Origin of the sequence: Streptomyces sp. NPDC014995 (assembly GCF_043080745.1) — a bacterium.
Classification (GTDB): Bacteria; Actinomycetota; Actinomycetes; order Streptomycetales; family Streptomycetaceae; genus Streptomyces.
On the sequence record NZ_JBIBVX010000021.1, the window covers coordinates 102,534 to 124,552 of the forward strand.

A 22,019-nucleotide genomic window follows, 5' to 3' on the forward strand; every position below is an offset into this window, starting at 1 on the left:
GGGCCGCCGTACGGCTGCCGTGCGCCCCGTCACTCGCCCCCGCCGTCGGTCACCCAGCCGGATCCAGCACGACCGGCAGCTCCGCGAGGCCGCGGAAGGCGGGGAAGGGGACTTCCATCCACCGTGCCCCGCCCGCGGGATCGGCCAGAGTCATCCTCGGGAACCGGCCGAACAGCCCGGTGAGGGCCAGCTGCATCTCCAGCCGGGCCAACGGGGCTCCCAGACAGTAGTGGTTGCCGTGCCCGAACCCCAGGTGGGCGTTCTGGCTCCCCGGCCGCTTCACGTCGAACTCGTCCGGGGCGTCGAACTTCAGCGGATCGCGGTTGGCCGAACTGAGCGCGATCTGCACCAGGGCGCCCTTCGGGATCCGCGTCCCGGCGTACTCCAGGTCCTCGGTCGCGTAGCGGAACGTCGAGCTCTCCACGGAGCCGTCGTAGCGCAGCACCTCCTCGACCGCCGGACCGACCAGCTCCGGGTTCTCCCGCACGGCGCGCAGCTGCGCGGGATGGGACAGGAGGTGGTGGACGGCGTTGCCGATGAGGTACGCGGTCGTCTTGTGACCCGCGAACATCAGCAGGAACGCCGTGGAGACCAGCTCGTTCTCGGTGAGCCCGCCGTCGTTGTCCCGCACCTGGGTGAGCGCGCTCATCAGATCGTCACCCGGCCGGTCGCGCTTGGCCGCGATGAGGTCCGTGAAGTACGCGTGCAGATCCTCCTCCGCCTTCTGCTGGGCCCGTCTGGACTCCTCGCTGAAACCGGTCTGCGCCACCGTGGTGGACAGGTACTGCATCCGTGACCGCTCCTGCGGCGGCACGCCGAGCAGTTCGCAGATCACGATGATCGGCAGCGGGAACGCGAACGCGGGCAGCAGGTCGAAGGGCTCCCGGGCCGGGCACTCGTCGAGCAGCTCCTCGACGATGTCCTGCACGCGCGGCCGCAGAGCCTCCACCCGCCGCGGGGTGAACGCGGAGTTCGCCAGCTTGCGCAGCCGGGTGTGCTTGGGCGGGTCGGAGTTGAGCATGTTGTCGTCCAGTGCCACGGACGAGTCACCGAAGATCCTCCGGTAGGCGTCCATGGCCCCGTACATGTCCTTGCTCAGCCGCGGGTCCGACAGGGCGGCCCGCGCGTCCTCGTACCGTGTGATCAGGTACGTCTCGTTGCCGTGCGGCGGTCTCATGGGGCAGACCGGCGCCGCCTCCCGGAGCCGGGCGTAGACCGCGTGAGGGTCGCGCCGGTACTCCGGAGTACACCGCTCGGCCGCGGTGATGGCGTCCTGTGTGGTGGTCACGGACGGCTCCTCAGGTCGAAGAGGGTCTCGGCGTTGCCGCCGAGGATGAGCTGCTGGGACGCCTTGTCGACCGGCAGCTTCTCGATCATGCGGATGGAGTCCTCCAGCGGCGCCGCCATCGGCGGTGAGTCGGTGCCGAACAGCATCCGCTCGGGCCCCAGCACCTCCGCGTTCAGGCTCAGGTGCGCCGGGCTGAACGGGCTCGTGTCGACGTACATGCGCCGGAGCGCCGCGGCCGGATCGGCCGCCGGTGCCTCGGCCTGCGGCGGCGGAGCGGCGCCGGGCCGGCCGGCGGGCGGCGCGCCCCCGGCCCAGTGCCGGGGCCGCGCCGCGGTCTGCAGGCGCTCCGGCAGCAGCGCCATGGCGCCACCGCCGGTCGCGCCGATCAGCCGCAGACCGGGGTACTTGTCCAGCCATCCCGCGAACGCGATCATGGCCATGCCGACGGTGAGGTCGCCGAACCGGCCGATCTGCTCGACGAAGCCGGTCTCCTCGACCCGTTCCGTGCCCACCGGTTCGGCCGGGGCGTGCACCAGGACCGGCACTCCCGCCTCCGCGGCCAGCGCGAAGAAGGAGTCGGCACGCGGGGAGCCGAGCAGCTCCCCGTGAACGCTGGACGTGGTGATCAGGCCGACGAAGGCGGGGTCCGCCAGCGTCTCCCGCACGCCCTCCAGGTGATCGTCGTCACCGAACGGGTTGGCGTACACGTAGCCGCGCAACTGGTCCGGGAACCGGGCGATCAGGCCTGACATCCAGGCGTGGAAACCGCGCAGCCGGTCGCGTGGTTGCGCGTAGTTGTCGACGCCCGGGACCCGCGCCATCGCGCCGGCGCCGACGGGGCTGCCGATGATGGTGAGGTCGATTCCGGCCTCGGCGCGAGCGGCGAGCATGCCGTCCACGTCGGTCAGGCTCGGGGGCATGGGGTAGCGTTCGGCCGCCTCCGGTGGGGACAGGTGCCCGTGGATGTCGATGATCATGTGGCGCTTCCCGGGTTCGGTGTGAGTGCGCGGGCGACCGCGGCACAGTCCTCGTCACCCAGCCCTTGCTCGGTGGCGCGGACGTGGGTCTCGGCCGCGGCGGCCGCCAGCGGCAGGTGGAGACCCGCCGCCGCTGCCTGCTTGGAAGCGAGCATGAGGTCTTTCGCCATCAGCCGCAGCCGGAAGTCCGGCTCGTCGAAGCGGCCGGAGGCCAGACGCTTCGACTTGAACGCCATGACGGGCGAGGCGAAGCCGCTGCCCGCGATGGTCTTGAGGACCAGCTTCCGGTCGAGTCCGGCGGCGGCCGCCAGTTCGGTGGCCTCGGCCATGGCCTGCACCTCAACGCCCATCAGCAGGTTGAGGAGCAGTTTCATCCGCATGCCGGAACCGAGTGCGCCCAGATGGACGACCTCCTTGCCCAGCGTCTCCAGCAGCGGCAGGCCGGCGTCGAACGCCTGCCGCTCACCGCCGACGAACAGCCGCAGCTCGCCGTCGCGGGCGTGGTCACGGTTGCCGAGCATGCCGACGTCCAGGACGGCCGGGATGTCCCCGGCGATCTGGACGACCTCTTCGGGGGCGACCGTGCTGGCGCAGATCAGGGTGCCGGGGTAGGGCCCCATGGCCAGTACGCCATGCGGTCCGCGCAGCACGTCGCCGAGGGCTTCACCGTCGGCGACGGTGCAGATGGCGGCGGTGGTGCCCGCGACGGCTTCGGCGGGGTGTGCCGCCACGAAGGCGCCCACCTCGGCGAGCGGTTCGGCCCGGCGCGCGGTGCGGTTCCAGACCCGCACCTGCACGCCCTGGTCGAGGAGGCGGTTGGCCAGACCGGTGCCCATGAGGCCGAGTCCGAGTACGGCGACGGGGCCGTTGGGTATGTGTGTCATGACGACACCCCCACGGTCTCCTTGACGACCCGGAACCGCAGCGACTGGGTCGAGTCGACCCACTGGCGCAGCGGAGCCACCAGCGCGCGGTGCTCCTCGCTCTGCTGCCACGCGAAGAAGTGCTCGGGCGTCTCCCACTCGCTGGTGATCACCCACTGACGGGAGTCGTCCACGGGTTCGCCCAGCCTCTCGACGATGTGACCGGGGGTACGGGCGACGGACTTTCGGATCTGGTCGTACAGCTTCAGGAACCCTTGCTCGCCGCCCTCGATCACGCGGACCGTGAAAACGACGGACAGGTTCTCGGCCGAACGGCCCTTCTGCTCAGTGCCCATCTCTCCTCCTGGTGGTGAGATCCGGCAGGACACGACTCCCACCGACTCATGACGCCCATGCGGACGCAACTCCGAATGGGGGAGGGGCCAGTAGACACAAGGGGTTCACGCTCTGTTGTTGGTCCGTTCGGGTGGGTGACGAGGTGTGCGGCCGCGCCGCTGCCGACGCGCCCGGCGGCTCACCGAACGGGGCGCTGCCCCGCCCCTCCCGACACCGCCAGGACGCCGGTCGCATGGGCCCCCGACGAGTACGGCGACCCTGGTGGCGAGCCGGAGCATCGTGGCGCCGGTGGCACCGGTGACGGCGCCGAGGTCCCGGACAGGGGCGAGGCCCGGACAGCGGCGAGGACCACGCGGCCCGGAGCGCCGGCGTGGCGCGGCCGCCCTGCCCCGCACCCGTCCGGCCGCCGTTCCTGACGGTCGGATGCCCGGCTGGATCACCCCGGCCGCCGTTCCCGATGGTCGGATGCCCGGCTGGATCACCCCGGCCGCTGTTCCTGACGGCCGGATGCCCGGCCGGATCACCCCGGCCGCCGTGCCTGTCCGCCGGAGGGCCGGTTGAGGAATCGCCCCATCTCGCGCGCCACGATCTCGGGCTGGTCGAGCATGGACAGCACGTACGCGTCCGGCACCTCGGCGTACCGCCCGGCGGGCAGCAGCTCGGCCAGACGGCGACCGTGCTCGGGCGGCATCACCCGGTTGTCGGGCGACCACAGCACGAGCGTCTCACCGGCGAACCGGCTCAGTGCCTCGGTGTCGCGGACGAGTTGCTGCTTGTCGAACGGGCCGCGGCAGTAGGCCGGCAGGTCACGCCGGACGGCAGGGTCGCGCAGCAGGGGCTCGGTCCAGCGGTGGACGAGGTCGTCGGCCAGCGGCCGCCGGGCCATCTGCCCGAGCAGCACGGGCAGTCGGCGAAGCCGTCCGGCGCGCAGCTGACGAGCGGCGAGCCGGAGGCCGCCCGGGAGCCGGGCGGCGAGGGACACCATCGCGCCGGGCAGGCCGGGCGGGAAGTTGTCGAACGCCTCGCACGGAAGGATCACCTGTCGGGCTACGCGCCGGTCCAGGCCGTGGGCGGTGAGGAACAGGGCCCCGCCCCAGTCGGTGTGCACCAGGGTGACGCCGTCGAGGTCGAGTGCGTCGAGGAAGTCGGCCACCAGACGGACCTGTCCGCGCAGCGTGAGATCGGCGCCCGGGTTCATCGGCCGGCGGTGGGCCCCGAGGGGCAGGACGGGGCGCAGGTATCTGAAGCCCCGGGGAAGCAGCGGCATGACCCGGTCCCACAGCGTGTGGTCCATCAACAGCCCGTGCAGAAGGACGACCGGTGGCCCCGATCCCGTGTCGTCGTAGGCGACGACGCCGGCCGGTAACTCGACGTTCCGCATGGCAGCCTCCCGGTCGAAGAGCGATGCGCCCGATTGTCCCTGGACGGAAGCGCCGCGGGTCGGCGCCCGCGCGAGTCTCGTCGTGCGACACCGGTCGGCGCCCGCCGCGAGTCGTCGTGCGGGACCGGTCGTCATGCGACGCGGGCCTTGTGCGGCAGGAGCCTTGTGCGGCACGAGGCCCCGGGCGTGTTCGGCGGGCGGGTGTCAGTGCCGGATGCCACGCTGAGTGGCACAGGACCTGCGAAAGGCACTCGTCATGATCACCACTGACTTCGCTCCCGGATCCCCCTGCTGGCTCGATCTCGGCACCCCCGACGTCCGGGCCGCCGCGGCCTTCTACGGCGCGGTGCTCGGCTGGGACTACGAGTCCATGGGCCAAGGGGAGGACATGGAAGGCGGGATGTTCCGCAAGGACGGCAAGATCGTCGCCGGCCTCGGCAAGCTGACCGAGGAGGGAGCGCGCTCGGCCTGGATGATCTACTACGGCGTCACCGACGCGGACGCCACGACCCAGGCCGTGGAACGTTTGGGCGGCACGGTACGGGTGGCGCCGATGGATCTCGACGACTGGGGCCGCATGGCGCAGTACAGCGATCCGCTGGGAGGCCAGTTCGCCGTGTGGCAGCCGGGGACGAACAAGGGTGTCGAGCTGGTGGACGAGCCGGGCTCGCTGTCGTGGACCGAGCTGTACACGAGCGACGCGTCGGCCGCGAAGGAGTTCTACGGAGCCGTCCTGGGCTGGCAGTTCAGTGACATGGAACTGCCGGGCGGTGGGGGCACGTACTCCCTCATCACGCCCGACGGGCTCCCGGAGGAGCGCATGCACGGCGGTGTGATGCAGCTCCGCGTGGAGGACCTGGCCCTGGCGAACGGACGGCCGTACTGGCACCCGGTCTTCGCCGTCACCGACTGTGACGAGGCGGTCGCCAAGGTCACCGAGAACGGCGGCAGCGTGCAGATGGGACCGGAGGACGCGGAAGGCGTCGGCCGGCTGGCCGTCTGCCTCGACCCCGCGAACGCGGACTTCGTGGTGCTCACCCCGGCCGGTGACTGAGTCCGCGCCGGTGGCCGCCACGGCGACGTGCGGCTCGGCGCACCGGTGTCCCTGACCGCCCTCCTCAACGCCGGCGGGCTGCCAGAGAACGCCGGCGGGCTGCCGGACGAATGTCATCGTCCGGCAGCCCCGCCGGTGATCACCGGCCCGGCCGGTCCGGACCGCCGGGAGCGCGTGGCCCTGAGGGCTGGTGCGGTCGCGTGCCGGTGCGGTCGCGCGCCGGCCCCGCGGAACGGGCCGGCGGGCCTTGCCCACCTGCCGACGGCAGGTGGCGTGGAGGCCGTGGCCACCGTGGTGGGTTCCGGCATGACAAGCTGTGCTTTCCACTGTCCGAACCCAGGAGGCCGACATGGCTGAAGAACTCTCATCGCAGGAAGGTTCGGATCCGGAAGGCGCCGGAACCCCCGCCCTCGCGCCCGACGAGGAGGGCCAGTACGACCTGAAGCGCAAGTTCCGGGAGGCCCTGGCGCGCAAGCGCGGCGTGCAGGCGGACGCCGCCGATCCCGCCGCGAACTCGGGAGCGTCGAAGGTCCGCGGTGCGCACGGCCCGGCTTCGAGCCAGCGGTCGTTCCGCCGCAAGAGCGGCGGCTGAGTCCCGGACCCCCACCGGACGGGACTCGGCCGGACACGGCCCGACCACGATGTCGGCGCTGTGTCGGCCGGGTCCTACCGGGTGACGGTGCCCGACTCGTGGAGCCCGGCGGAGCCCCACGACGTCCGCCCCACGCCGACGGCGGACCACGACCGGCCCCGCTGCGCGGCGGCGTGGCCGTCCGGTGACCCGACGCAGGACCGCCCCGCCGTCCGCGGGTGCCATCGGGTCCCCCACCGCCGCGCAACGCCATCGGGTCCCGCACCGCCGCGCCCCCCTCCCGTGCCACCCGAGCGGCACCCGCACCGGGAACCGCTCGCGCCCGTTCCCTCACGTGCCACTCTCAGGTGCCACTCCGCCGGGACCCGGCGATGTCCGGTCCCCGCCGCCTTCGTCCGACGACGACGCGACCCTGCCTCGTCTCAATTGGATCTATCTCCCTGCACAGGGGTTGTCCTGACATTAGGCCTGTCCTAGGGTCGGCCCGGCGCAAGCGCTTTCTGCGTCTCCTGTCCGTCGGCCGTCCGAGGTGGACCGCATGTCCCCTGCCCCTGCCCGCCGCCGCGTCGCCGTCATCGGCACCGGCGCCATCGTCACCGGCAGCCACCTGCCCGCCCTCAGAGCCCACTGCGACCGCACCGAACTGGTCGCCGCGGTCGACGTCGACCCCGACCGGCTCGACGCCTTCCGGGAACTCGCCGGCGAGGACGTCGTCGGCCACACCTCGGTGGACGCGATGCTCGACGCCGTACGCCCCGACCTCGTCCTCATCGGCACACCACCGTCCCTGCACCGGGAGCAGACGGTGGCCGCGCTCAAGGCGGGCGCCTGGGTGCTGTGCGAGAAGCCGCTGTGCCTCTCGCTCGCCGAGTACGACGACATCGCGGCGGCCGAGGAGGCGTCGGGGGCGTACGCCTCCGTGGTCTTCCAGCACCGCTACGGCTCCGGCGCCGTCCACGCCCGCGAGCTGATCGCGAGCGGCGAGCTGGGCGCCCCGCGGGTCGCGCACTGCCAGACCACCTGGCACCGCGACACCGCCTACTACGCGGTGCCGTGGCGCGGAAGGTGGTCCACCGAGGGCGGCGGGCCGACGATGGGCCACGGCATCCACCAGTACGACCTGCTGCTGCACCTGCTCGGCCCGTGGACGGAGGTACGGGCCATGGCCGCGCGACTGGTCCACGACACCGAGAGCGAGGACGTCTCCACGGCCCTCGTGCGCTTCGACAGCGGCGCCCTCGCCACCGTCGTCAACAGCGTGCTCTCCCCGCACGAGGTGAGCCGCATCCGCGTCGACTGCGCCGACGCCACGGTCGAGCTCACCCACCTGTACGGCCACCGCAACGAGGACTGGACCTACACCCCCGCCCCGCACGTCACCGCCGAACGCTTCGACGCCTGGCGCACCCCCACCGCCGACGTCCCCAGCTCGCACACCGCGCAACTCGGCGCCCTCCTCGACGCGTACGACAGGGGCACCCGCCCTCCGGGCAGCGGCCCGGACGCCCGTGGCACGCTCGAGTTCGCGGCCGCCCTCTACAAGTCCGCGTTCACGGGACACCCCGTCCACGCGGGCGAGATCGGCCCCGGCGACCCGTACTACTCGGCCATGCACGGCGACCACCCCCACTGGGCCCCCAAGGAGCGCGCATGAGCATCCGCGTCAGTCACACCCACGGCGACCACATCGCGGTCGTCGCGGGGAACGGCACGGAGATCCTCCGGTACGTCTACCGCCCCGACCCCGAAGCGTTCGAGTCCCGCAAGCCGTACGCCCACCCGGTACGCACCCTCGCCGGACGCACGGTGACCGGCTACCGCCCGAACGACCACCGCTGGCACAAGGGCCTGCAGATGACGGCGAGCCACCTGTCGGGCCAGAACTTCTGGGGCGGCAACTGCTACGTCCACGGCCAGGGCTATCTGGCCCTGCCCGAACGGGTCGGCTCCATGCGCCACGACGGTTTCACCGACTTCGCCGTCACCGACGACCGGCTGGCCCTCACCGAGGAACTGACCTGGGTGGAGAACGGCGGCGCCGAGTGGGCGCGCGAGATGCGCGGGCTGACCGTCCACTCGGTCGACGAGGAGGCCGGCGCCTGGGCCCTCGACTGGTCCATCCACCTCACCAACCTGCGCGACGAACCCCTCGCCTTCGGCTCCCCGACCACCGCCGGCCGCGAGATGGCCGGCTACACCGGCTTGCAGTGGCGCGGCCCGCGCGACTTCACCGGCGGCACCGCCTTCGCCCCGGACTCCGACGCCGGCGCCGAGAAGCTGATGGGCACCCAGGGCCCGTGGCTGGCCTTCACCACCGAACACGACGAGGTCGACACCCACTCCACGATCGTCTTCGCGCACGCGCCCGAGAACCTCGACGAGCAGCGCGCGATCCACGAGTCGCACTGGTTCGTCCGCTCCGAGCCGATCCCCACGGTCGCGTTCTCCTGGGCGTTCTTCGAGGAGTTCCGGCTGCCGCCCGGCGAGTCCTTCGGCTACCGCTACCGGGTCGTCGTCGCCGACGGCGCCTGGGACCGCGACCGCGTCGCCACCCACCTGGAGGGCCTGGCGTGGTGAGCGGCCCCGAGCCGGCCCTCCCGCACCCGCTGCCCGGCGCCGTGGGCCTGTCCCACCTGAGCGCCTACGACTGGGAGGCCGCCGACGGCGTGTGCGGCGGCAGCCCCCACCTGCACCTGGTGTGCACGGAGGCGTACGTCGTCACCGGCGGCCGGGGAGCCGTGCAGACCCTGAGCCCCGACGGCTACCGGGACATCCCCCTGGAGCCCGGCTCCCTCGCCTGGTTCACCCCGGGCACCGTGCACCGCATGGTGCAGGGCGGCGACCTGCGCATCACCGTGCTGATGCAGAACAGCGGCCTGCCCGAGGCCGGGGACGCCGTCTTCACCTTCCCGCCCGAGGTGCTCGCCGACCCCGACGCGTACGCGGCCGCGGCCACTCTCCCGCCCGGCACCGGACCGCGGACGGCGGCCGCGGCACGCCGCCGCCGGGACCTCGCCGTCGAGGGCTACCTGGTCCTGCGCGAGGCACTCGCCGCCGGGGACGACAGCCCCTACCGGGAGTTCCAGCGGGCCGCGGCCCGGCTGGTGCGCGACAAGGTGCCGGCCTGGCGCGAGCTGTGGCGGGCCGGCGCACTGGCCACCGCCGAACGCACCGGCGCCCAGCTCGACGCGCTGGCGGCGGGCGAGCCGGCGTACCTCGGCGAGTCGACCGCGTACGAGGCGGCGCCGACCCGGCTCGGCGGCTTCGGCATGTGCGGCCGCAGGGACGAGTACGCGCTGCCGGGCACGACGCTTCCGTACCGGGGGGAGTAGCTGCGCAGCCGCCGCCCGAGGAGAGGTCTTCGGCCCCGGAACGCGCACCCACAGGGCCCGGTCCGCGTGCCGCCACGCCCGGCAGGGTCGGGGGCCGGGGCCAGGGCCGGGTCGTCCCGGACGGGGCCGGTACCGGTGCCGGTCCGCGGGCGGGTGTGTGCAGTGCGGCGAGCGGCGGCCTCCGCCGGGACCGCGAGGACGCTCAGTGCGGCGAGCGGCGGCCTCCGCCGGAACCCGACGACGCCCAGTGCGGCGGGTACCGGTTGGCGCCGTCCCGATGACGGCGGACGCGCGGACACGCGTCGAAGTGACGTCGTGCGGGTGGCCGTACCCGTACACGCGGTCGGTCGGGGGCGGGCACGGCGGCCTGGGTCGCCTGGCGAGGGCAGGCTGTTCTGCTCGCGTCGCCGGAGTGGCTCACCGTCGCCGCTGAGCTCGAACGGCGGATTCGTGTGGCCCGAACGGGCGCCGGCCGCGCAAGCCCCGAGAACGTCAGCCGCCCTCCGGCCGGACCTCGAACCCTCCCCGCCCGTCGAAGCGGACCTCGTACACGGCATCGAAGCCGTCGGCCCGCGCGGGACGGCGCAGCCGCCGCAGCGTCGCGTGGACGCCCACTTCGGGCACGCGCGCGCGATCCGTGCGCGCGGCGTTGCGGCGCAGGGATTCCATCAGGTCCGGCCGGAACCAGTACGCGGTGACCGTGGCGCCGCGGGCGCGGGCCGCGGCCACCAGCGGGCGCCATTCCTCGGGCGAGGGGTTGGTGTTGTCGACGGCCACCGACCGGCCGGCCGCGAGCGCCTCCTCCACCAGCCGCATCTGCCGGGCCTGCTTGTGCCGGGCCGAGCGCGGGAAGAGGTCCTTGCTGACCAGCGTGTGGTGGTCCTTCAGGCACTGCTCGTAGAACGTCGACTTCCCCGACGCCTGCAACCCGACGAGCACCGCAAGCTCCACCACCGCGCTCAGCCCCTCGCCCGTCCGCCGGGACCACGTCCAGGCGGACCACGGTCGGTCCGCCACCGTCATGGCGGCCAGGTCCGCGCCGTCCGGGCGCGTGCCGCCGAGAGCGGGGCGAAGAGGACGCACCCGAGGTGAAGACCCTCGTGAGCCCGACGTCACGGCGCAGGGGCACCTTCCTCCCTCGCCGCAACGAGCGTGGCGAGGGAGTCGGGGGTGGCGGGGCTCGAGCGCTGTCATCGAGACCTCCCTCAGCACCTCTGCGCACCTCTGCCGACCTGGACCGGAGTGCCCCGGCCCACCCGAGTGCCCCGGCCCACCCGACCGCACACGACTGCGCCCGGCCGCAGACGGCCGCGCCCAGCCATACGCCCCGCCGCAGACGGCCGCGCCCAGCCACTCCGCCCCGCCACAGACAGCCCCGCCCCGGCCACTACGCCCGGACACAGACAACCGCGCCCGGCCGCGCCGCACCGCGCCCGGCCGCATACTGGGCAAAACACCCCGCGCCGCCGGGGTACCCGGGGAAACCCGCCGACGTGTTTCCACGGTGGTGTTTCCACCGGGTGGGGCAGGCAACCCGGTGTCGACGGCACGACAGCCCCGCCGCGCCCCGGTGACCCGTTCCCGCTGCCGCGTCCCGAGGAGGTCGGATGACCATCACCCCGCCCGCACCGGCCGGTCGGCCCGGTCCGCGCATCGGCGTGCTCGGCTCCTACGGCGGTTTCAACACCGGCGACGAAGCCATCCTGACCTGTGTCCTGAGCTGCCTGCGCGCGCGGCGTCCGCAGGCCCGGCTGGTGGTCCTCAGCCGCGATGCCGAGCACACGCGCGTGCACCAGCCGGAGGCCGACGAGGTCGTCGGCTGGGAGGGCGTGCCGCAGAAATCCGTGCTCGACGTCATCGCGGGCCTGGACCTGCTGGTCCTCGGTGGCGGCGGCATCCTGTACGACGGGGAGGCCCGCCGGTACCTGCGGCTCGTCGGCGCCGCCCAGGCCCGGGGCGTGCCCACCTTCGCCTACGCCGTCGGCGCGGGCCCACTGCGCGAGGCGGACGACCGGGAGGCCGTACGCACGGTGCTGCCCGCCATGGACGAGATCGTGGTCCGCGACGAGGAGTCCCGGCTCGTCCTCGAGGAGGTCGGCGTCGACCGCGACCTCACCGTCACCGCGGACCCGGCGCTGCTGCTGCCGCCCGAGCCGTTCACCGAGCAGATGATGCGCCAGGAAGGCGTTCCGGCCGGTGTCAGGCTGGTCGGGATGTCCGTGCGGGAGCCCGGCCGGGCGGCGGAGAAACTCGACGAGAGCGACTACCACGCGCTCCTCGCCGACGTCGCCGACTTCCTCGTCCGGCGGCTCGACGCGCACGTGGTCTTCGTCCCGATGGAACGCCACGACGTCCGCCACGCCCACGGCGTGCTGTCCCGGATGACCGCACCGGACAAGGGACGGATCCTGAACAACTCCTACAGCCCCGGGCAGGTCCTCGGCTTCATGAGTCACCTGGACCTGGTGGTCGGCATGCGCCTGCACTTCCTGATCTTCGCGGCGCTGTCCGGCCTGCCCGTGCTGCCGCTGCCGTACTCCGGCAAGGTCTTCGACTTCGCCCGCCGCACGGGCGCGCCCGCGCTGGTCGGCGTGGACCGTGAGCAGGCCGGGCTGCTGCTGGCGGAGGTGGACCGGCTCTGGGACGAGTTCCCGCAGCGGCGCGCCGACCTCGACGCCCGCATCCGGCGGCTGCGGGACCTGGCCGGGGAGACCTGCGTCCGCTGCGGCGCCCTCCTCGACACCCTCCAGGCCGACGGTCCCCTCACCCGCGACGAGCGCCTCGGCGCCGCCGCGGGCGACCCGCCGCGGGCAACGACCGCCTTCGGCGCCTGACGCGCCGCAGCCGCCACGCCCCACAGCCGCCAGCAGAACCAGCCGACGGGAAGGAAACCATGCCCCTCCTGGAACCGCCCCGAGAGCCCCGTACCGTCACGCTGCCCCCGCGCCCGGCACGCCACGGGGGCCGGGTGGACGTCCTGGTCGTCGGTGGCGGACCGGCCGGAACCGCCGCGGCCCACGCGGCCGCCGACGCCGGCGCCGACGTGGTCCTGGTGGAGCGGTACGGCTTCCTCGGCGGCAACGCCACCGCCGCCCTCGTCATGCCGCTGATGTCGTTCCACAACGAGCAGAAGCAGGCCGTGTTCGACGAGAGCGGCCTGGACAACCGGCTGCTGCCCTCCGACCACGGCGAGGGCGAACCGGTCGTGGCCGGCTTCCTGTGGCGGCTCCTGGACCGGCTCACCTCGCGCGGCGGCTGCATCCCACCTTCCCTGGACACCGGCTACACCGTCCCGTTCGACCCGGAGATCTTCAAACTCGTCCTCCTCGACCTGCTCGACGAGGCGGGCGTACGACTGCTGCTGCACGCCTTCGCGTCCGCCGCGCTGCCCCTGGACGACGGCTGGCGGGTCGTCTTCGAGACGAAGTCCGGACCGGTGGTGATCGACGCGGGCGTCGTCGTCGACGGCACCGGGGACGGCGACGTGGCGGCCGCCGCCGGAGCGCCGTTCGAGGTCGGCCGGCCCGAGGACGGGCGGGTGCAGCCGATGACGCTGATGTTCCGCGTCGCCGACTTCGCGGCCCCGCGCTTCGCCGAGTACGTGCGTGACCACCCCGACCAGTGGCGAGGCGTGCACGGACTGTGGGACCTCGTGGCGCAAGCCACCCAGGACGGGGAACTGCGCCTCGCGCGCGAGGACATCCTGTTCTTCGGCACCCCGCACCCCCGCGAGCTCAGCATCAACAGCACCCGGGTCACCAAGGCCCTCGGCATCGACGTGTGGGACCTCACCCGCGCCGAGTGCTCCGCCCGCCGCCAGCTGGAGCAGATCGACCGCTTCCTGCGCACCCGCGTCCCTGGCTTCGAGGAGGCGTACACCGTGCAGAGCGGCACCCAGATCGGGGTGCGCGAGACCCGCCGCATCCTCGGCGACTACCACCTGACGGGCCACGACATCCTGGGCGCCCAGTCCTTCCCGGACGTCGTCGCGCACGGCGCGTACCCCGTCGACATCCACAACCCGCGCGGCAGGGGAACCGTCCTCAAGCGCGTACCGCAGGGCCGCTTCTACGACATCCCGCTGCGCTGCCTGCTGCCCCTCGGAACCGAGCGGATGCTGGTGGCCGGGCGCTGCATCTCCGGCTCACACGTGGCCCACTCGTCCTACCGCGTCATGCCGATCGCGATGGCCACCGGCCAGGCCGCGGGCGCGTGCGCGGCACTCGCCGTACGGCTCGGTCGCGTACCGCGCGAGGTGCCCGCCGACCTGGTGCAGGAGGAACTGCTCCGCCAGGGCGCCCGCCTGCACCGCACCGCCGACAGCGAGGCACGGGTCACGGGCGGCTGAGCCATCGGGTCCTTGGCGCCGCCGGCTGGGACAGCGCGTAGTCGTAGCGGATGAACCCGTGGAACCGCGCCACCCTGTCGTACAGGGCGCGGGCGGTGGTGTTGTCCTGCTGGGTGGTCCAGTACAGGCGGGAAGCGCCCCGCTCCCGCGACACCTCGGCGACCCGCTCGATCAGGGCCCGCGCCGCGCCCTGGCCGCGCGCCGCCTCGTCGACGAACAGGTCCTGGAGATAGCAACTGTCCGCCGACCAGAACGTGGCGTGGAACAGGAAGTGCGCGATGCCGACCAGCCTGCCGTTCGACCACGCACCGATGCCGTACAACTCGGTGCCGTGCAGGAGACGTTGCCACGTCTCCTCGTACCCGCTGTCAGGCACCTCAGTGCGGTAGAAGGTCTTGTAGCCGCGCGCCAGCACTTCCCATGCGGCGCGATCACCGGGGCGTAGCGAGCCTGTTTCGATCACTCACGCATCCTCGCAGGAACCGGCCCCGCCTTTCAGGGAATTGGCCCGCTCAACGGGAGCGGTCGCCATGAATCGGCCTGGTGCCGGACCTTCTGCCAGCCGGCGTGTGCCGTGCGTGTTGCACGGCGTCCGTCACGATCCCCGGAGCTGTCGGAAGCGACCGGCCGGGACAGCGCTTGTCGGCCGTTCCGGTCCGGCATTACCGTGCCGCGGTGGATCTCTTCTCACGCTCGTGGACGGCGTTGCGCACGGCGGTCGCCGACATCCCGGACGAGGACTTCGAGCGGCCGTCCGGCTGCACCGGCTGGCTTGTGCGGGACCTGGTGTGCCACCTGGTCATCGATGCCCAGGACGTCCTGATCACCCTGGTCACGCCCGCCGAAGCCGAACCGACCGTGGACGCGGTCACCTACTGGCGCCTCGTCGAACCCCCGACCGGCGAGGACCCGCTCGACGCGCTGATCCCGCGGCTGGCCGCCGCGTACGGCGAGCCGCGGTGGCTCAAGTTCCACTTCGACGACGTCGGTTCCGCCGCCGGCCGCGCCGCCGAACTCGCCGATCCCGCCGCCCGCGTCAGCACCCGCGGCGAGGTGCTGACCGTCGGCGACTACCTCTGCGCGTACGTGCTCGAATGGTCCTTGCACCACCTCGACCTGATCGCGCATCGGCCGTCGGCCGCCGAGCCGCCCGCCGACACGCTCGCGGCGGCACGCGCGTCGTTGGAGAAGATCACCGGGACCCCGTTTCCCGCCTCGTTCTCCGACAAGGACGCGCTGCTGATCGGCACCGGACGCCGCACGCCGACCGACGCGGAGAAGGCCACACTGGGCGATTTCGCCGCGAGGCTGCCGTTCGTCCTCGGCTGAGCACGTCCAGGTCCGCCACGGCACCGTCACCGCTGCGGCAGCGGGCCGGATGTCTCACGGCGGGTGACCACGACCGATTCCGGGCGGGCGTCGGCCGAACTGCTGGGCCGCCCCGCACGACCGGCCGTCCGCCCGGTCGCGGTCGCAGCGCCGTGGGCGGCGGGCGGCGACCCCGGTCGATTGTCAGTGGCTCCTCCTACGGTGTGAACAGTGGGACCTGCCGGAAAGGCCGCAGGTCCGTCGTGGGGAGGGGTCTGTCTGTCATGTCTGCCGGGTCCGCGGTGTCGACGACGTATCTGGAGCTGTCGCAGGAAGGCGGCGGGGCGCACAAGTTCTACGAGGTGGCCGTCGACGGCCAGGTGGTGACGGTGCGGTACGGGCGGATCGGTGCCGCCGGGCAGACGCAGACGACGACGTTCGCCACACCGCAGAAGGCGCGGGCGGCCGCCGCGAAGAAGGTGGGGGAGAAGGTCCGCAAGGGATACGCCCCGGCCGTTGCCGGGCAGCGGCCCCCGCGCGCGGTGACCCGGCGTCAGGTGACATCCGCGCCGTCCACCGCGCGCGCCGTGGCACCGGTGCTGTGGCGGTTCCGTACGGGCTCGTCGGCGTTCGGGATCCATGTCGACGACGAGCGCTGCTGGGTGGGCAACCAGGCGGGTGACGTCTACACCCTGGACCACGACGGCGCGGTGCTGGCCCGTTTCAGTCTGCCGGACGGCGTGAAGTGCCTGGTGGCCGACGAGTTCTGGATCTACGCGGGCTGCGACGACGGCAAGGTGTACGACCTGTCGTCCAAGCTGCCGTTCGCCGCGTACGACATCGCCGCCGAGGTCGACATCTTCTGGCTGGACATCCACGAGGGCATCCTCAACGTCTCCGACCGCGACGGCCGGCTCACCGTCATCGACCACGAGGACGAGCACCAGTGGGCCCGCCGCAGCCAGGGCGAGCACGCCTGGATGGTCCGCGCCGACGACCGGGCCGTCTACCACGGCCACTACCGGGGCGTCACCGCCTACGCACCTGACGGCACCGGCGAGTTGTGGCACACCCCCACCCGGGGTGGCGTGCTGTTCGGCTGGCAGGAGGACGACGCCGTGTACGCGGGCACGGCGCACCGCGTGGTCCAGCGGCTGTCGAAGACGACCGGCGTCATCGAGGCCACCTACACCTGTGACAGCGCGGTGTACTCCTGCGCCACCTCGCCCGGTGGGCGGTTCGTCTTCGCCGGTGACTCCGCCTCGTCCGTCTACTGCTTCGACCGCGACGGTACGCGACTGTGGAAGCTCGGTACGGGCGGCGGCTCGGCGCTGTCGATGCAGTACCACGACGAGCGGCTGTACTTGGTGACCACGGACGGCTCGCTGGTGTGCGTCGACGCGAGCGAGGCGGCCGTCTCCGCGGCCCAGCAGGGCACGGTGCCGGTGGCCCGGGACATCAAGCTCGCCGCGGCCCTGCCGGCCCACGCACCGGCGACGGCCGTGGACGCGGTGGCCACCGTGGCCCACGCTCCCGCCGGAGCGATCGTGGTCGAGTGCGTCCGGGAGGGCGGCAGAGTGCGCGTGCACGTGGTGTCCGAGGGCTACGACTCGTCCTGGAAGGTCCAGTTCCCCCGCGCGATACGGGAGCCTGGAGCGCGCTATGTCGTGGACGCCCTGCACGCGGCGGCCGGCGGCTTCTACCGGGTCCGCGGCGATATACGGCGCCTGCTGTGACGACGACGGAGACGGTGATGGAGACGGCAGCAACGGAGACGGTGATGGCGATGGAGACGGAGACGGTGATGGAGACGGCGCGACCGCGCTGCGAGCAGCGGGCAACCGCCCCTGCCCCAGTGCGCCCGGTCGCCCGGGCGCGACGGCATCGCTGAGCGGGGCCTCGCCCGGGCGCGCCGCCCTCACACGCCGCCGGGCTGACCGGGCGGCTTCTGGAGGGCATCTGCCCGGCTGCCCCGCGTCGAGACAGGAGAGGAACCACCACGATGACCCGTCACGATGACCTGTCACGATGACCCGTCACCGAAGCTGTCCGGCGTCGATCACCAACGGTCAGCTCCGGGCGAACCCACACGTTGCTCTCCCCGCGCGGGGCAGTGCGATCGGCTACCGGCTGCCCAGCCGGCCACCACCGGATGAGCCGTGACGCCATGTCATCAACCGATGTTCACCACGCGCGCCCACGCCGGAGGCGCGTCCGGCACGTAGTCCGCCTCGTTCTCGTCCCACGACCGCGCCGCCCGCTGCCGGGGGAACAGACCCACCACCGTCCGGCAGGGCGGTCGCGTCGTCGGCCAGGGTGTCTGGCCGTCGGTGAGGACCACCAGGACATCAGGGCGGGGCCGCGCGCGGAGCGCCCTGGTGAAGCCCGCGCGCAGATTCGTCCCACCGCCGCCCATCAGCGTGATGCCCTCGGCGCGGCACAGCGGGTGTGCGACCCGGACCGCGGCGTCGCAGGGCAGCACGGTGACCAGGTCGCGGCGGCCGCCCACGGCCCGGGAGATCGCGGCGACCTCGAGCAGGGCGCTGCCCAGTTCGGCGTCGCTGACCGACCCGGAGGTGTCGATGACGACCGAGACACGGGGCGGCTTGCGCCGCAGGCTCGGCAGCACGGTCCCGGGCACCCCGGCCGAGCGCCGCGACGGCCGGCCGTAGGTGTAGTCCTCGCCCGCGCCGCCGCTGGAGGCCGCCGAGCGGACCGCCGCTCCCAGCAGCTCCCGCCACGGCTGCGGCGGGTGGAACGCCTCCTCCGCCCACCGCCGCCAGCCCCTCGGGGTGTTCCCGGGACGGGCGGTGATGCCCTGCGCCACCCGGAAGCGGACCGCGTCCCGTTCCTGCGCGCTGAGGCCGTGCGCGCCGTCCGGGCCGAGGTCCCACTCCCGTTCGAGTCCGTCGGCGCCGCTGCCGCAGTCCAGCCAGGCCAGGTCCTGGGTGTGCTGCCCGAGCCGGAACCGGCGCAGGTAGTCCTCCATGAGCTTGCCCGCGGGCAGCCCCAGCGTCTCCGGTACGACGGCGCCCTCCGGCCGGGCCAGCCCGTCGCCGAACGCGTCGTCGTTGATCTCGCAGTCCGCGGCGATGTTCATCCGCAGCCGTTCCCCCGCACCGGTCAGCCCGCGCTCACGGGCGACCCGGTCGCTGCGCCCGTGGTGGTCGCGCAGCAGGTGCGACACCTCGTGCACCCACACGCCGGCGAGGTCCTCCACCGGGGTGCGGGCCACGAAGGCGGGCGAGACGTAGCACCGCCAGTGCCGGTCGACGGCCATGGTCGGTACCTGCCGCGACACCACGGGGTGCAGGGCGAACAGCGCCGTGGCCAGATACGGCCGGACCCGGGCGGCGTGCAGGCGGGCGGTGAAGAGCTTGTCGAGGTCGAGGGCCGGTGCCCCCGGTGCGTCGGCCGTCATCGGCCGGCCTTGGCGGCGGCAGCGGTGCGGGCGGCCACCTGGTCGGCCCGCCTCGACAGGTTCACCGCTCCTGCGAGCCGCTCGATCGACGCCGGGACGTCCCAGTCCTCGCGGCGCAGCGAGGCGAGCGTGGTGGCGGGCACGACGACCAGGTCGGGGGCTCCCGTGTCGATCGCCCGGACCATGAGCCCCCAGGCCGCGTCCCAGCGCGACCTCTCCGGCTGGTCGCGGACCGCGGCGACCACGGCGTCCAGCACGGCCTGCCGCAGGTCTCCCCGCTCGGGCAGGACGGCCCGCGCCGGATCGGCGAGCAGCACCTCGGGGTCCGGCAGGTCCATCCGGTCGAGGCTCGCCAGCAGTTCGAGTCCGGGTCCGTCCCCCACCGTGCCCCGAACGAGGAGGGAGAGCACTTCCCGGGAGGAGCCGGCCGCGGTCGCGAAGGCGATCAGATGCAGCGTCATCTCCCAACTGCGGGGGGACGGCCAGGGCCCGCCCCGGCGGGTCTCACCGCTGGGCAGCCGGTGCACGAGCCCCGGCCGGGCGGTGAGCAGCCCGCACACGGCGCGGCGCGCGAAGTCCACGGCCTCCGGCAGCTTGAGCGGGTCGAGCCGTGGCAGGGTCGCCCGCGGCCACGTCCCGCCGAGTCCGCGTACGACGACCTCGTGGTCGTGGGTCCACTGGAGGTGGACGAACCGGTTGGCCAGGGGAGGGCTCAGCTCCCAGCCGTCGGCCGCCGAGGCCCGCGGGTTGGCGGCCGCGACGATCCGCACACCGGGCGGCAGTCGCAGGGCACCGATCCTCCGCTCCAGCACCAGACGGAGCAGGGCGGCCTGAACGGCGGGTGGCGCGGTGGACAGCTCGTCCAGGAACAGCAGGCCCCGGCCGGCCCGGACGAGGCGCACCGCCCAGTCCGGCGGGGCCATCGGGACCCCCTGCTCCGCGGGATCGTCCCCGACGATGGGCAGCCCCGAGAAGTCGGACGGCTCGTGCACGCTGGCGATCACCGTGGTCAGCGGAAGGTCCAGGGCCTCGGCGAGCTGGGTCAGGGCCGCGGTCTTGCCGATCCCCGGCTCACCCCACAACAGCACGGGAAGGTCGGCGGCCACGGCCAGTGTCAAAGCCTCCAGTTGGGTGTCGGGGCGGGGTTCGGTGGTGGTCTCGCGCAGCAGGGCCAGCAGGTTGCCGGCGACGTCCAACTGGGAGGCGCGGGCCGGGTGGCTGGGGATGTCGGTTGCCGCGAACGGAGTGCACGTGGGCATGCTTGATCACCTTTTGGGTTCGTTGAGGAGAAGCGCGGATGCGGAAGGGGAGGGACGGGGACGGGGACGGAGGTTTCCGGGTCAGCGGGAGGCCGCGTGCCGGGCACGAGTACGACGGCCGGGGAGCCGGCCACCATCCGGTGGCCGGACACGGTCGAGCCCGTGTCCGACCAGGCCCGCCCGGAACATCCCGTAGGTGATCCGCTGCTGCGCGGCCGCCTCAAGCGCGTCCCGCAGCGCGCCGTCGCGCAGCAGGGCGTCGGGGCCGAGCAGGCCTTCGACGACGGCCAGCGCCCCGGCGGTGTCACCGTGGTGGAGGCGGTCACGGACCCCCGCGAGGCAGTCGGGACGGCGGTGCGCCTCGTCGATGGCCCGCAGACAGGGGAGCGGCGGGCCACCGAGCGCGGCGAGCAGTTCCTCGCGCCGGATCTCGTCCGGTTCGTGATCCAACGGAGCCAGAACCCCGTCGACCAGGCCGATGTGGTGCCGGTCTCCCCGGCACTCCACCCGGCGAGCCGGTGCCGCCGGATCCGCCGTCCGGGGCGCAGCGCCCGGCAAGTGGTCCGGTACGAGGGCGGAGGCGACCAGCGGATGCAGCCGGTCCGCCTCGATCGCACCGGCGCGGATCAGGTCCAGGTCGGGCAGCACCCAGGTCGCCGCGTCGGGCAGGACCGGCAGCGGGCGGGCGCCGTCGTCCGTGGCCACCGCCGCGATCCGCGGTGCGGGCGGCCCGGCGCCGCCCCGGTCCGCGACCACGTCCAGGACCAGCCGGTGGCGGGCCCCGAGCCGCACGGCGACATGACCGTCGGACCGTCCCTCGCGGTGGAGGAGGATCGCCGCCTCGGCCGCCCAGCGGTCGACGGCACAGCGCCGCCCGGGCGGCACCGTCCCGCGCAGCTCGGGTCCGATCACGGGGTGGTCCGCCACCGGCGGCCGATCGGCCCCGGACCGCATCCCCAACTCCCCGCTCCTGCGCGCGTCCCACAGGTGGCGGTGCAGGTCGAGACGGAACCGAGGGCTGGGATGCGGATGCGGATGCGGCGGACGGCGAGCACCTGCGTCGGCCCGGGGACCGTCCCACAGCGCGAGGCTTATCCGTTGACCACCGTCCGCCCAGGCCGGTGGAGTCCGCACCACGAGGTGCACCGGACCCGTGCCGTCGCGTCCGGCGGTGTCGTAGCGCGCCAGCGCGAGGGTCAGGCCTGGGCGCAGCAGCCCGTCGGGGGCGATCCGGGGCATGTGCCAGCGCAGCAGGTCGGGTGCCAGGTGCCGGAGGTCGGCCCGGACCCGGGCCGTGAGGTCCCGACCGTGCGTACGTGCCAGGGAACGCAGGCTGAGGTCGACATCGATGCCCGCGGCGGCACACGCCCCCGCCCAGTCGCCGGCATGACGGCGGGCGGTCGCGGTCTCGATCATGGAGGGCGGCACGGCGTACTCACGCACGCGCAGCCAGAAGGAAAGGCGGGGATCTCCGTTCGCGGTATGAGTGAGCATCAGCACTCACCTTGCGCGGACAGGACCCCCAATCCGTCAACGGAGGAAGTCGTCATCGCGGCGAGCATAGCCCCCCACCTCCAACACAGCCACGGCAATTGTCTGTTGCCACCGTGCGCCCGCACTGTGAACGCGGCGCCGGTACCGAGGACGAAGCGCAGGGTGAAGGGCGGCCTGTGGTGCGGCATCCCGTCGGCGTCGAGCTGAGGGTTGGCCTTCCAGGCCGCCTGGCGGAGAGGACGGAGCCGTTGCTGCCGGAGCGAACACCGAAGCGCACCGGTCGAGGGGCGTGATCACCGACAGGTGACCGCCCGGAGATGAATGTGGTTTGAGGGGGAAAGCGGC

At 73.3% G+C, this 22,019-nt stretch carries 19 protein-coding genes; 9 read left to right on the top strand and 10 right to left on the bottom strand.

Translation table 11 applies throughout. The annotated features are described in order from the left end of the window. Positions 1-49: 49 nt before the first annotated feature. The 5 genes from ACF1A1_RS34005 to ACF1A1_RS34025 all read right to left on the bottom strand — a co-directional run bounded on the left by ACF1A1_RS34005 (position 50) and on the right by ACF1A1_RS34025 (position 4,866). Positions 50-1,288: a cytochrome P450 gene (locus ACF1A1_RS34005; protein WP_392005168.1), complete on the bottom strand. Its 1,239-nt coding sequence runs from the start codon at positions 1,286-1,288 to the stop codon at positions 50-52. Further along, complete coding sequence (locus tag ACF1A1_RS34010) at positions 1,285-2,265, bottom strand: amidohydrolase family protein (protein WP_392005170.1); 981 nt, start codon at positions 2,263-2,265, stop codon at positions 1,285-1,287. The genes ACF1A1_RS34005 and ACF1A1_RS34010 overlap by 4 nt, the downstream gene beginning before the upstream one ends. Further along, entirely contained in the window at positions 2,262-3,149 is an 888-nt protein-coding gene (locus ACF1A1_RS34015) for an NAD(P)-dependent oxidoreductase (protein WP_392005172.1), read from the bottom strand. Before ACF1A1_RS34015 ends, ACF1A1_RS34010 begins: the two co-directional genes overlap by 4 nt. Continuing rightward, a complete protein-coding gene (locus tag ACF1A1_RS34020) occupies positions 3,146-3,484 on the bottom strand; it encodes an antibiotic biosynthesis monooxygenase family protein (RefSeq protein ID WP_392005174.1) in 339 nt (112 codons plus the stop codon). Before ACF1A1_RS34020 ends, ACF1A1_RS34015 begins: the two co-directional genes overlap by 4 nt. Before the next feature lie 521 nt (positions 3,485-4,005). Beyond that, the gene (locus tag ACF1A1_RS34025; protein ID WP_392005176.1) at positions 4,006-4,866 is read right to left on the bottom strand and encodes an alpha/beta fold hydrolase; all 861 of its coding nucleotides are present in this window, start codon (positions 4,864-4,866) and stop codon (positions 4,006-4,008) included. 256 nt (positions 4,867-5,122) lie between these two features. On the opposite strand from ACF1A1_RS34025, the gene ACF1A1_RS34030 reads away from it, so the two are divergent. From ACF1A1_RS34030 to ACF1A1_RS34050, 5 genes are all read left to right on the top strand, one after another. Next, positions 5,123-5,920 carry a VOC family protein gene (locus ACF1A1_RS34030; protein WP_392005178.1) on the top strand — a complete coding sequence of 266 codons (798 nt, stop codon included), beginning with the start codon at positions 5,123-5,125 and terminating at the stop codon, positions 5,918-5,920. Between the two features lie 349 nt (positions 5,921-6,269). Next, a complete protein-coding gene (locus ACF1A1_RS34035; RefSeq protein WP_392005180.1) occupies positions 6,270-6,512 on the top strand; it encodes a DUF5302 domain-containing protein in 243 nt (80 codons plus the stop codon). Positions 6,513-7,050: 538 nt separating this feature from the next. Beyond that, positions 7,051-8,166, top strand: a complete 1,116-nt coding sequence (locus ACF1A1_RS34040; RefSeq protein WP_392005182.1) for a Gfo/Idh/MocA family protein — start codon at positions 7,051-7,053, stop codon at positions 8,164-8,166. Next, positions 8,163-9,089 carry a PmoA family protein gene (locus tag ACF1A1_RS34045; RefSeq protein ID WP_392005184.1) on the top strand — a complete coding sequence of 309 codons (927 nt, stop codon included), beginning with the start codon at positions 8,163-8,165 and terminating at the stop codon, positions 9,087-9,089. Before ACF1A1_RS34040 ends, ACF1A1_RS34045 begins: the two co-directional genes overlap by 4 nt. Continuing rightward, entirely contained in the window at positions 9,083-9,844 is a 762-nt protein-coding gene (locus tag ACF1A1_RS34050) for a cupin (RefSeq protein WP_392005186.1), read from the top strand. Before ACF1A1_RS34045 ends, ACF1A1_RS34050 begins: the two co-directional genes overlap by 7 nt. Before the next feature lie 492 nt (positions 9,845-10,336). On the opposite strand, the gene ACF1A1_RS34055 is transcribed toward ACF1A1_RS34050, so the two are convergent. Beyond that, entirely contained in the window at positions 10,337-10,927 is a 591-nt protein-coding gene (locus ACF1A1_RS34055) for an AAA family ATPase (RefSeq protein WP_392005188.1), read from the bottom strand. Positions 10,928-11,451: 524 nt separating this feature from the next. Between ACF1A1_RS34055 and ACF1A1_RS34060 the strand changes: the two genes are divergently transcribed. After that, complete coding sequence (locus tag ACF1A1_RS34060) at positions 11,452-12,678, top strand: polysaccharide pyruvyl transferase family protein (protein ID WP_392005190.1); 1,227 nt, start codon at positions 11,452-11,454, stop codon at positions 12,676-12,678. A 59-nt stretch (positions 12,679-12,737) separates the two neighbouring features. Further along, on the top strand, positions 12,738-14,192 hold the full coding sequence (locus tag ACF1A1_RS34065; RefSeq protein ID WP_392005192.1) for an FAD-dependent oxidoreductase: 1,455 nt from the start codon (positions 12,738-12,740) through the stop codon (positions 14,190-14,192). Here the strand turns inward: ACF1A1_RS34065 and ACF1A1_RS34070 are convergent. Beyond that, on the bottom strand, positions 14,179-14,655 hold the full coding sequence (locus ACF1A1_RS34070) for a GNAT family N-acetyltransferase (RefSeq protein WP_392005194.1): 477 nt from the start codon (positions 14,653-14,655) through the stop codon (positions 14,179-14,181). The two genes, ACF1A1_RS34065 and ACF1A1_RS34070, sit on opposite strands and share 14 nt — an antisense overlap. 212 nt (positions 14,656-14,867) lie before the next feature. On the opposite strand from ACF1A1_RS34070, the gene ACF1A1_RS34075 reads away from it, so the two are divergent. Next, positions 14,868-15,521 (top strand): maleylpyruvate isomerase N-terminal domain-containing protein, encoded by a 654-nt coding sequence (locus ACF1A1_RS34075; protein WP_392005196.1) that lies wholly within the window; start codon positions 14,868-14,870, stop codon positions 15,519-15,521. 263 nt (positions 15,522-15,784) lie between these two features. Further along, positions 15,785-17,236 carry a WGR domain-containing protein gene (locus tag ACF1A1_RS34080; RefSeq protein WP_392005197.1) on the top strand — a complete coding sequence of 484 codons (1,452 nt, stop codon included), beginning with the start codon at positions 15,785-15,787 and terminating at the stop codon, positions 17,234-17,236. Between the two features lie 437 nt (positions 17,237-17,673). On the opposite strand, the gene ACF1A1_RS34085 is transcribed toward ACF1A1_RS34080, so the two are convergent. From ACF1A1_RS34085 to ACF1A1_RS34095, 3 genes are all read right to left on the bottom strand, one after another. Beyond that, positions 17,674-18,921: a VWA-like domain-containing protein gene (locus ACF1A1_RS34085; RefSeq protein WP_392005199.1), complete on the bottom strand. Its 1,248-nt coding sequence runs from the start codon at positions 18,919-18,921 to the stop codon at positions 17,674-17,676. Next, entirely contained in the window at positions 18,918-20,180 is a 1,263-nt protein-coding gene (locus ACF1A1_RS34090; RefSeq protein ID WP_392005201.1) for an AAA family ATPase, read from the bottom strand. Before ACF1A1_RS34090 ends, ACF1A1_RS34085 begins: the two co-directional genes overlap by 4 nt. 81 nt (positions 20,181-20,261) lie before the next feature. Next, positions 20,262-21,674 carry a hypothetical protein gene (locus ACF1A1_RS34095; protein ID WP_392005203.1) on the bottom strand — a complete coding sequence of 471 codons (1,413 nt, stop codon included), beginning with the start codon at positions 21,672-21,674 and terminating at the stop codon, positions 20,262-20,264. Positions 21,675-22,019: the final 345 nt, after the last annotated feature.

Bases quoted from the DNA above. Each gene is read 5' to 3' on its own strand.
- ACF1A1_RS34060 (WP_392005190.1), top strand. From the start codon at position 11,452: ATGACCATCACCCCGCCCGCACCGGCCGGTCGGCCCGGTCCGCGCATC.
- ACF1A1_RS34095 (WP_392005203.1), bottom strand. From the start codon at position 21,674: ATGCTCACTCATACCGCGAACGGAGATCCCCGCCTTTCCTTCTGGCTG.
- ACF1A1_RS34045 (WP_392005184.1), top strand. From the start codon at position 8,163: ATGAGCATCCGCGTCAGTCACACCCACGGCGACCACATCGCGGTCGTC.
- ACF1A1_RS34010 (WP_392005170.1), bottom strand. From the start codon at position 2,265: ATGATCATCGACATCCACGGGCACCTGTCCCCACCGGAGGCGGCCGAA.
- ACF1A1_RS34085 (WP_392005199.1), bottom strand. From the start codon at position 18,921: ATGACGGCCGACGCACCGGGGGCACCGGCCCTCGACCTCGACAAGCTC.
- ACF1A1_RS34065 (WP_392005192.1), top strand. From the start codon at position 12,738: ATGCCCCTCCTGGAACCGCCCCGAGAGCCCCGTACCGTCACGCTGCCC.
- ACF1A1_RS34020 (WP_392005174.1), bottom strand. From the start codon at position 3,484: ATGGGCACTGAGCAGAAGGGCCGTTCGGCCGAGAACCTGTCCGTCGTT.
- ACF1A1_RS34035 (WP_392005180.1), top strand. From the start codon at position 6,270: ATGGCTGAAGAACTCTCATCGCAGGAAGGTTCGGATCCGGAAGGCGCC.
- ACF1A1_RS34090 (WP_392005201.1), bottom strand. From the start codon at position 20,180: ATGCCCACGTGCACTCCGTTCGCGGCAACCGACATCCCCAGCCACCCG.
- ACF1A1_RS34015 (WP_392005172.1), bottom strand. From the start codon at position 3,149: ATGACACACATACCCAACGGCCCCGTCGCCGTACTCGGACTCGGCCTC.
- ACF1A1_RS34025 (WP_392005176.1), bottom strand. From the start codon at position 4,866: ATGCGGAACGTCGAGTTACCGGCCGGCGTCGTCGCCTACGACGACACG.
- ACF1A1_RS34040 (WP_392005182.1), top strand. From the start codon at position 7,051: ATGTCCCCTGCCCCTGCCCGCCGCCGCGTCGCCGTCATCGGCACCGGC.
- ACF1A1_RS34080 (WP_392005197.1), top strand. From the start codon at position 15,785: ATGTCTGCCGGGTCCGCGGTGTCGACGACGTATCTGGAGCTGTCGCAG.
- ACF1A1_RS34030 (WP_392005178.1), top strand. From the start codon at position 5,123: ATGATCACCACTGACTTCGCTCCCGGATCCCCCTGCTGGCTCGATCTC.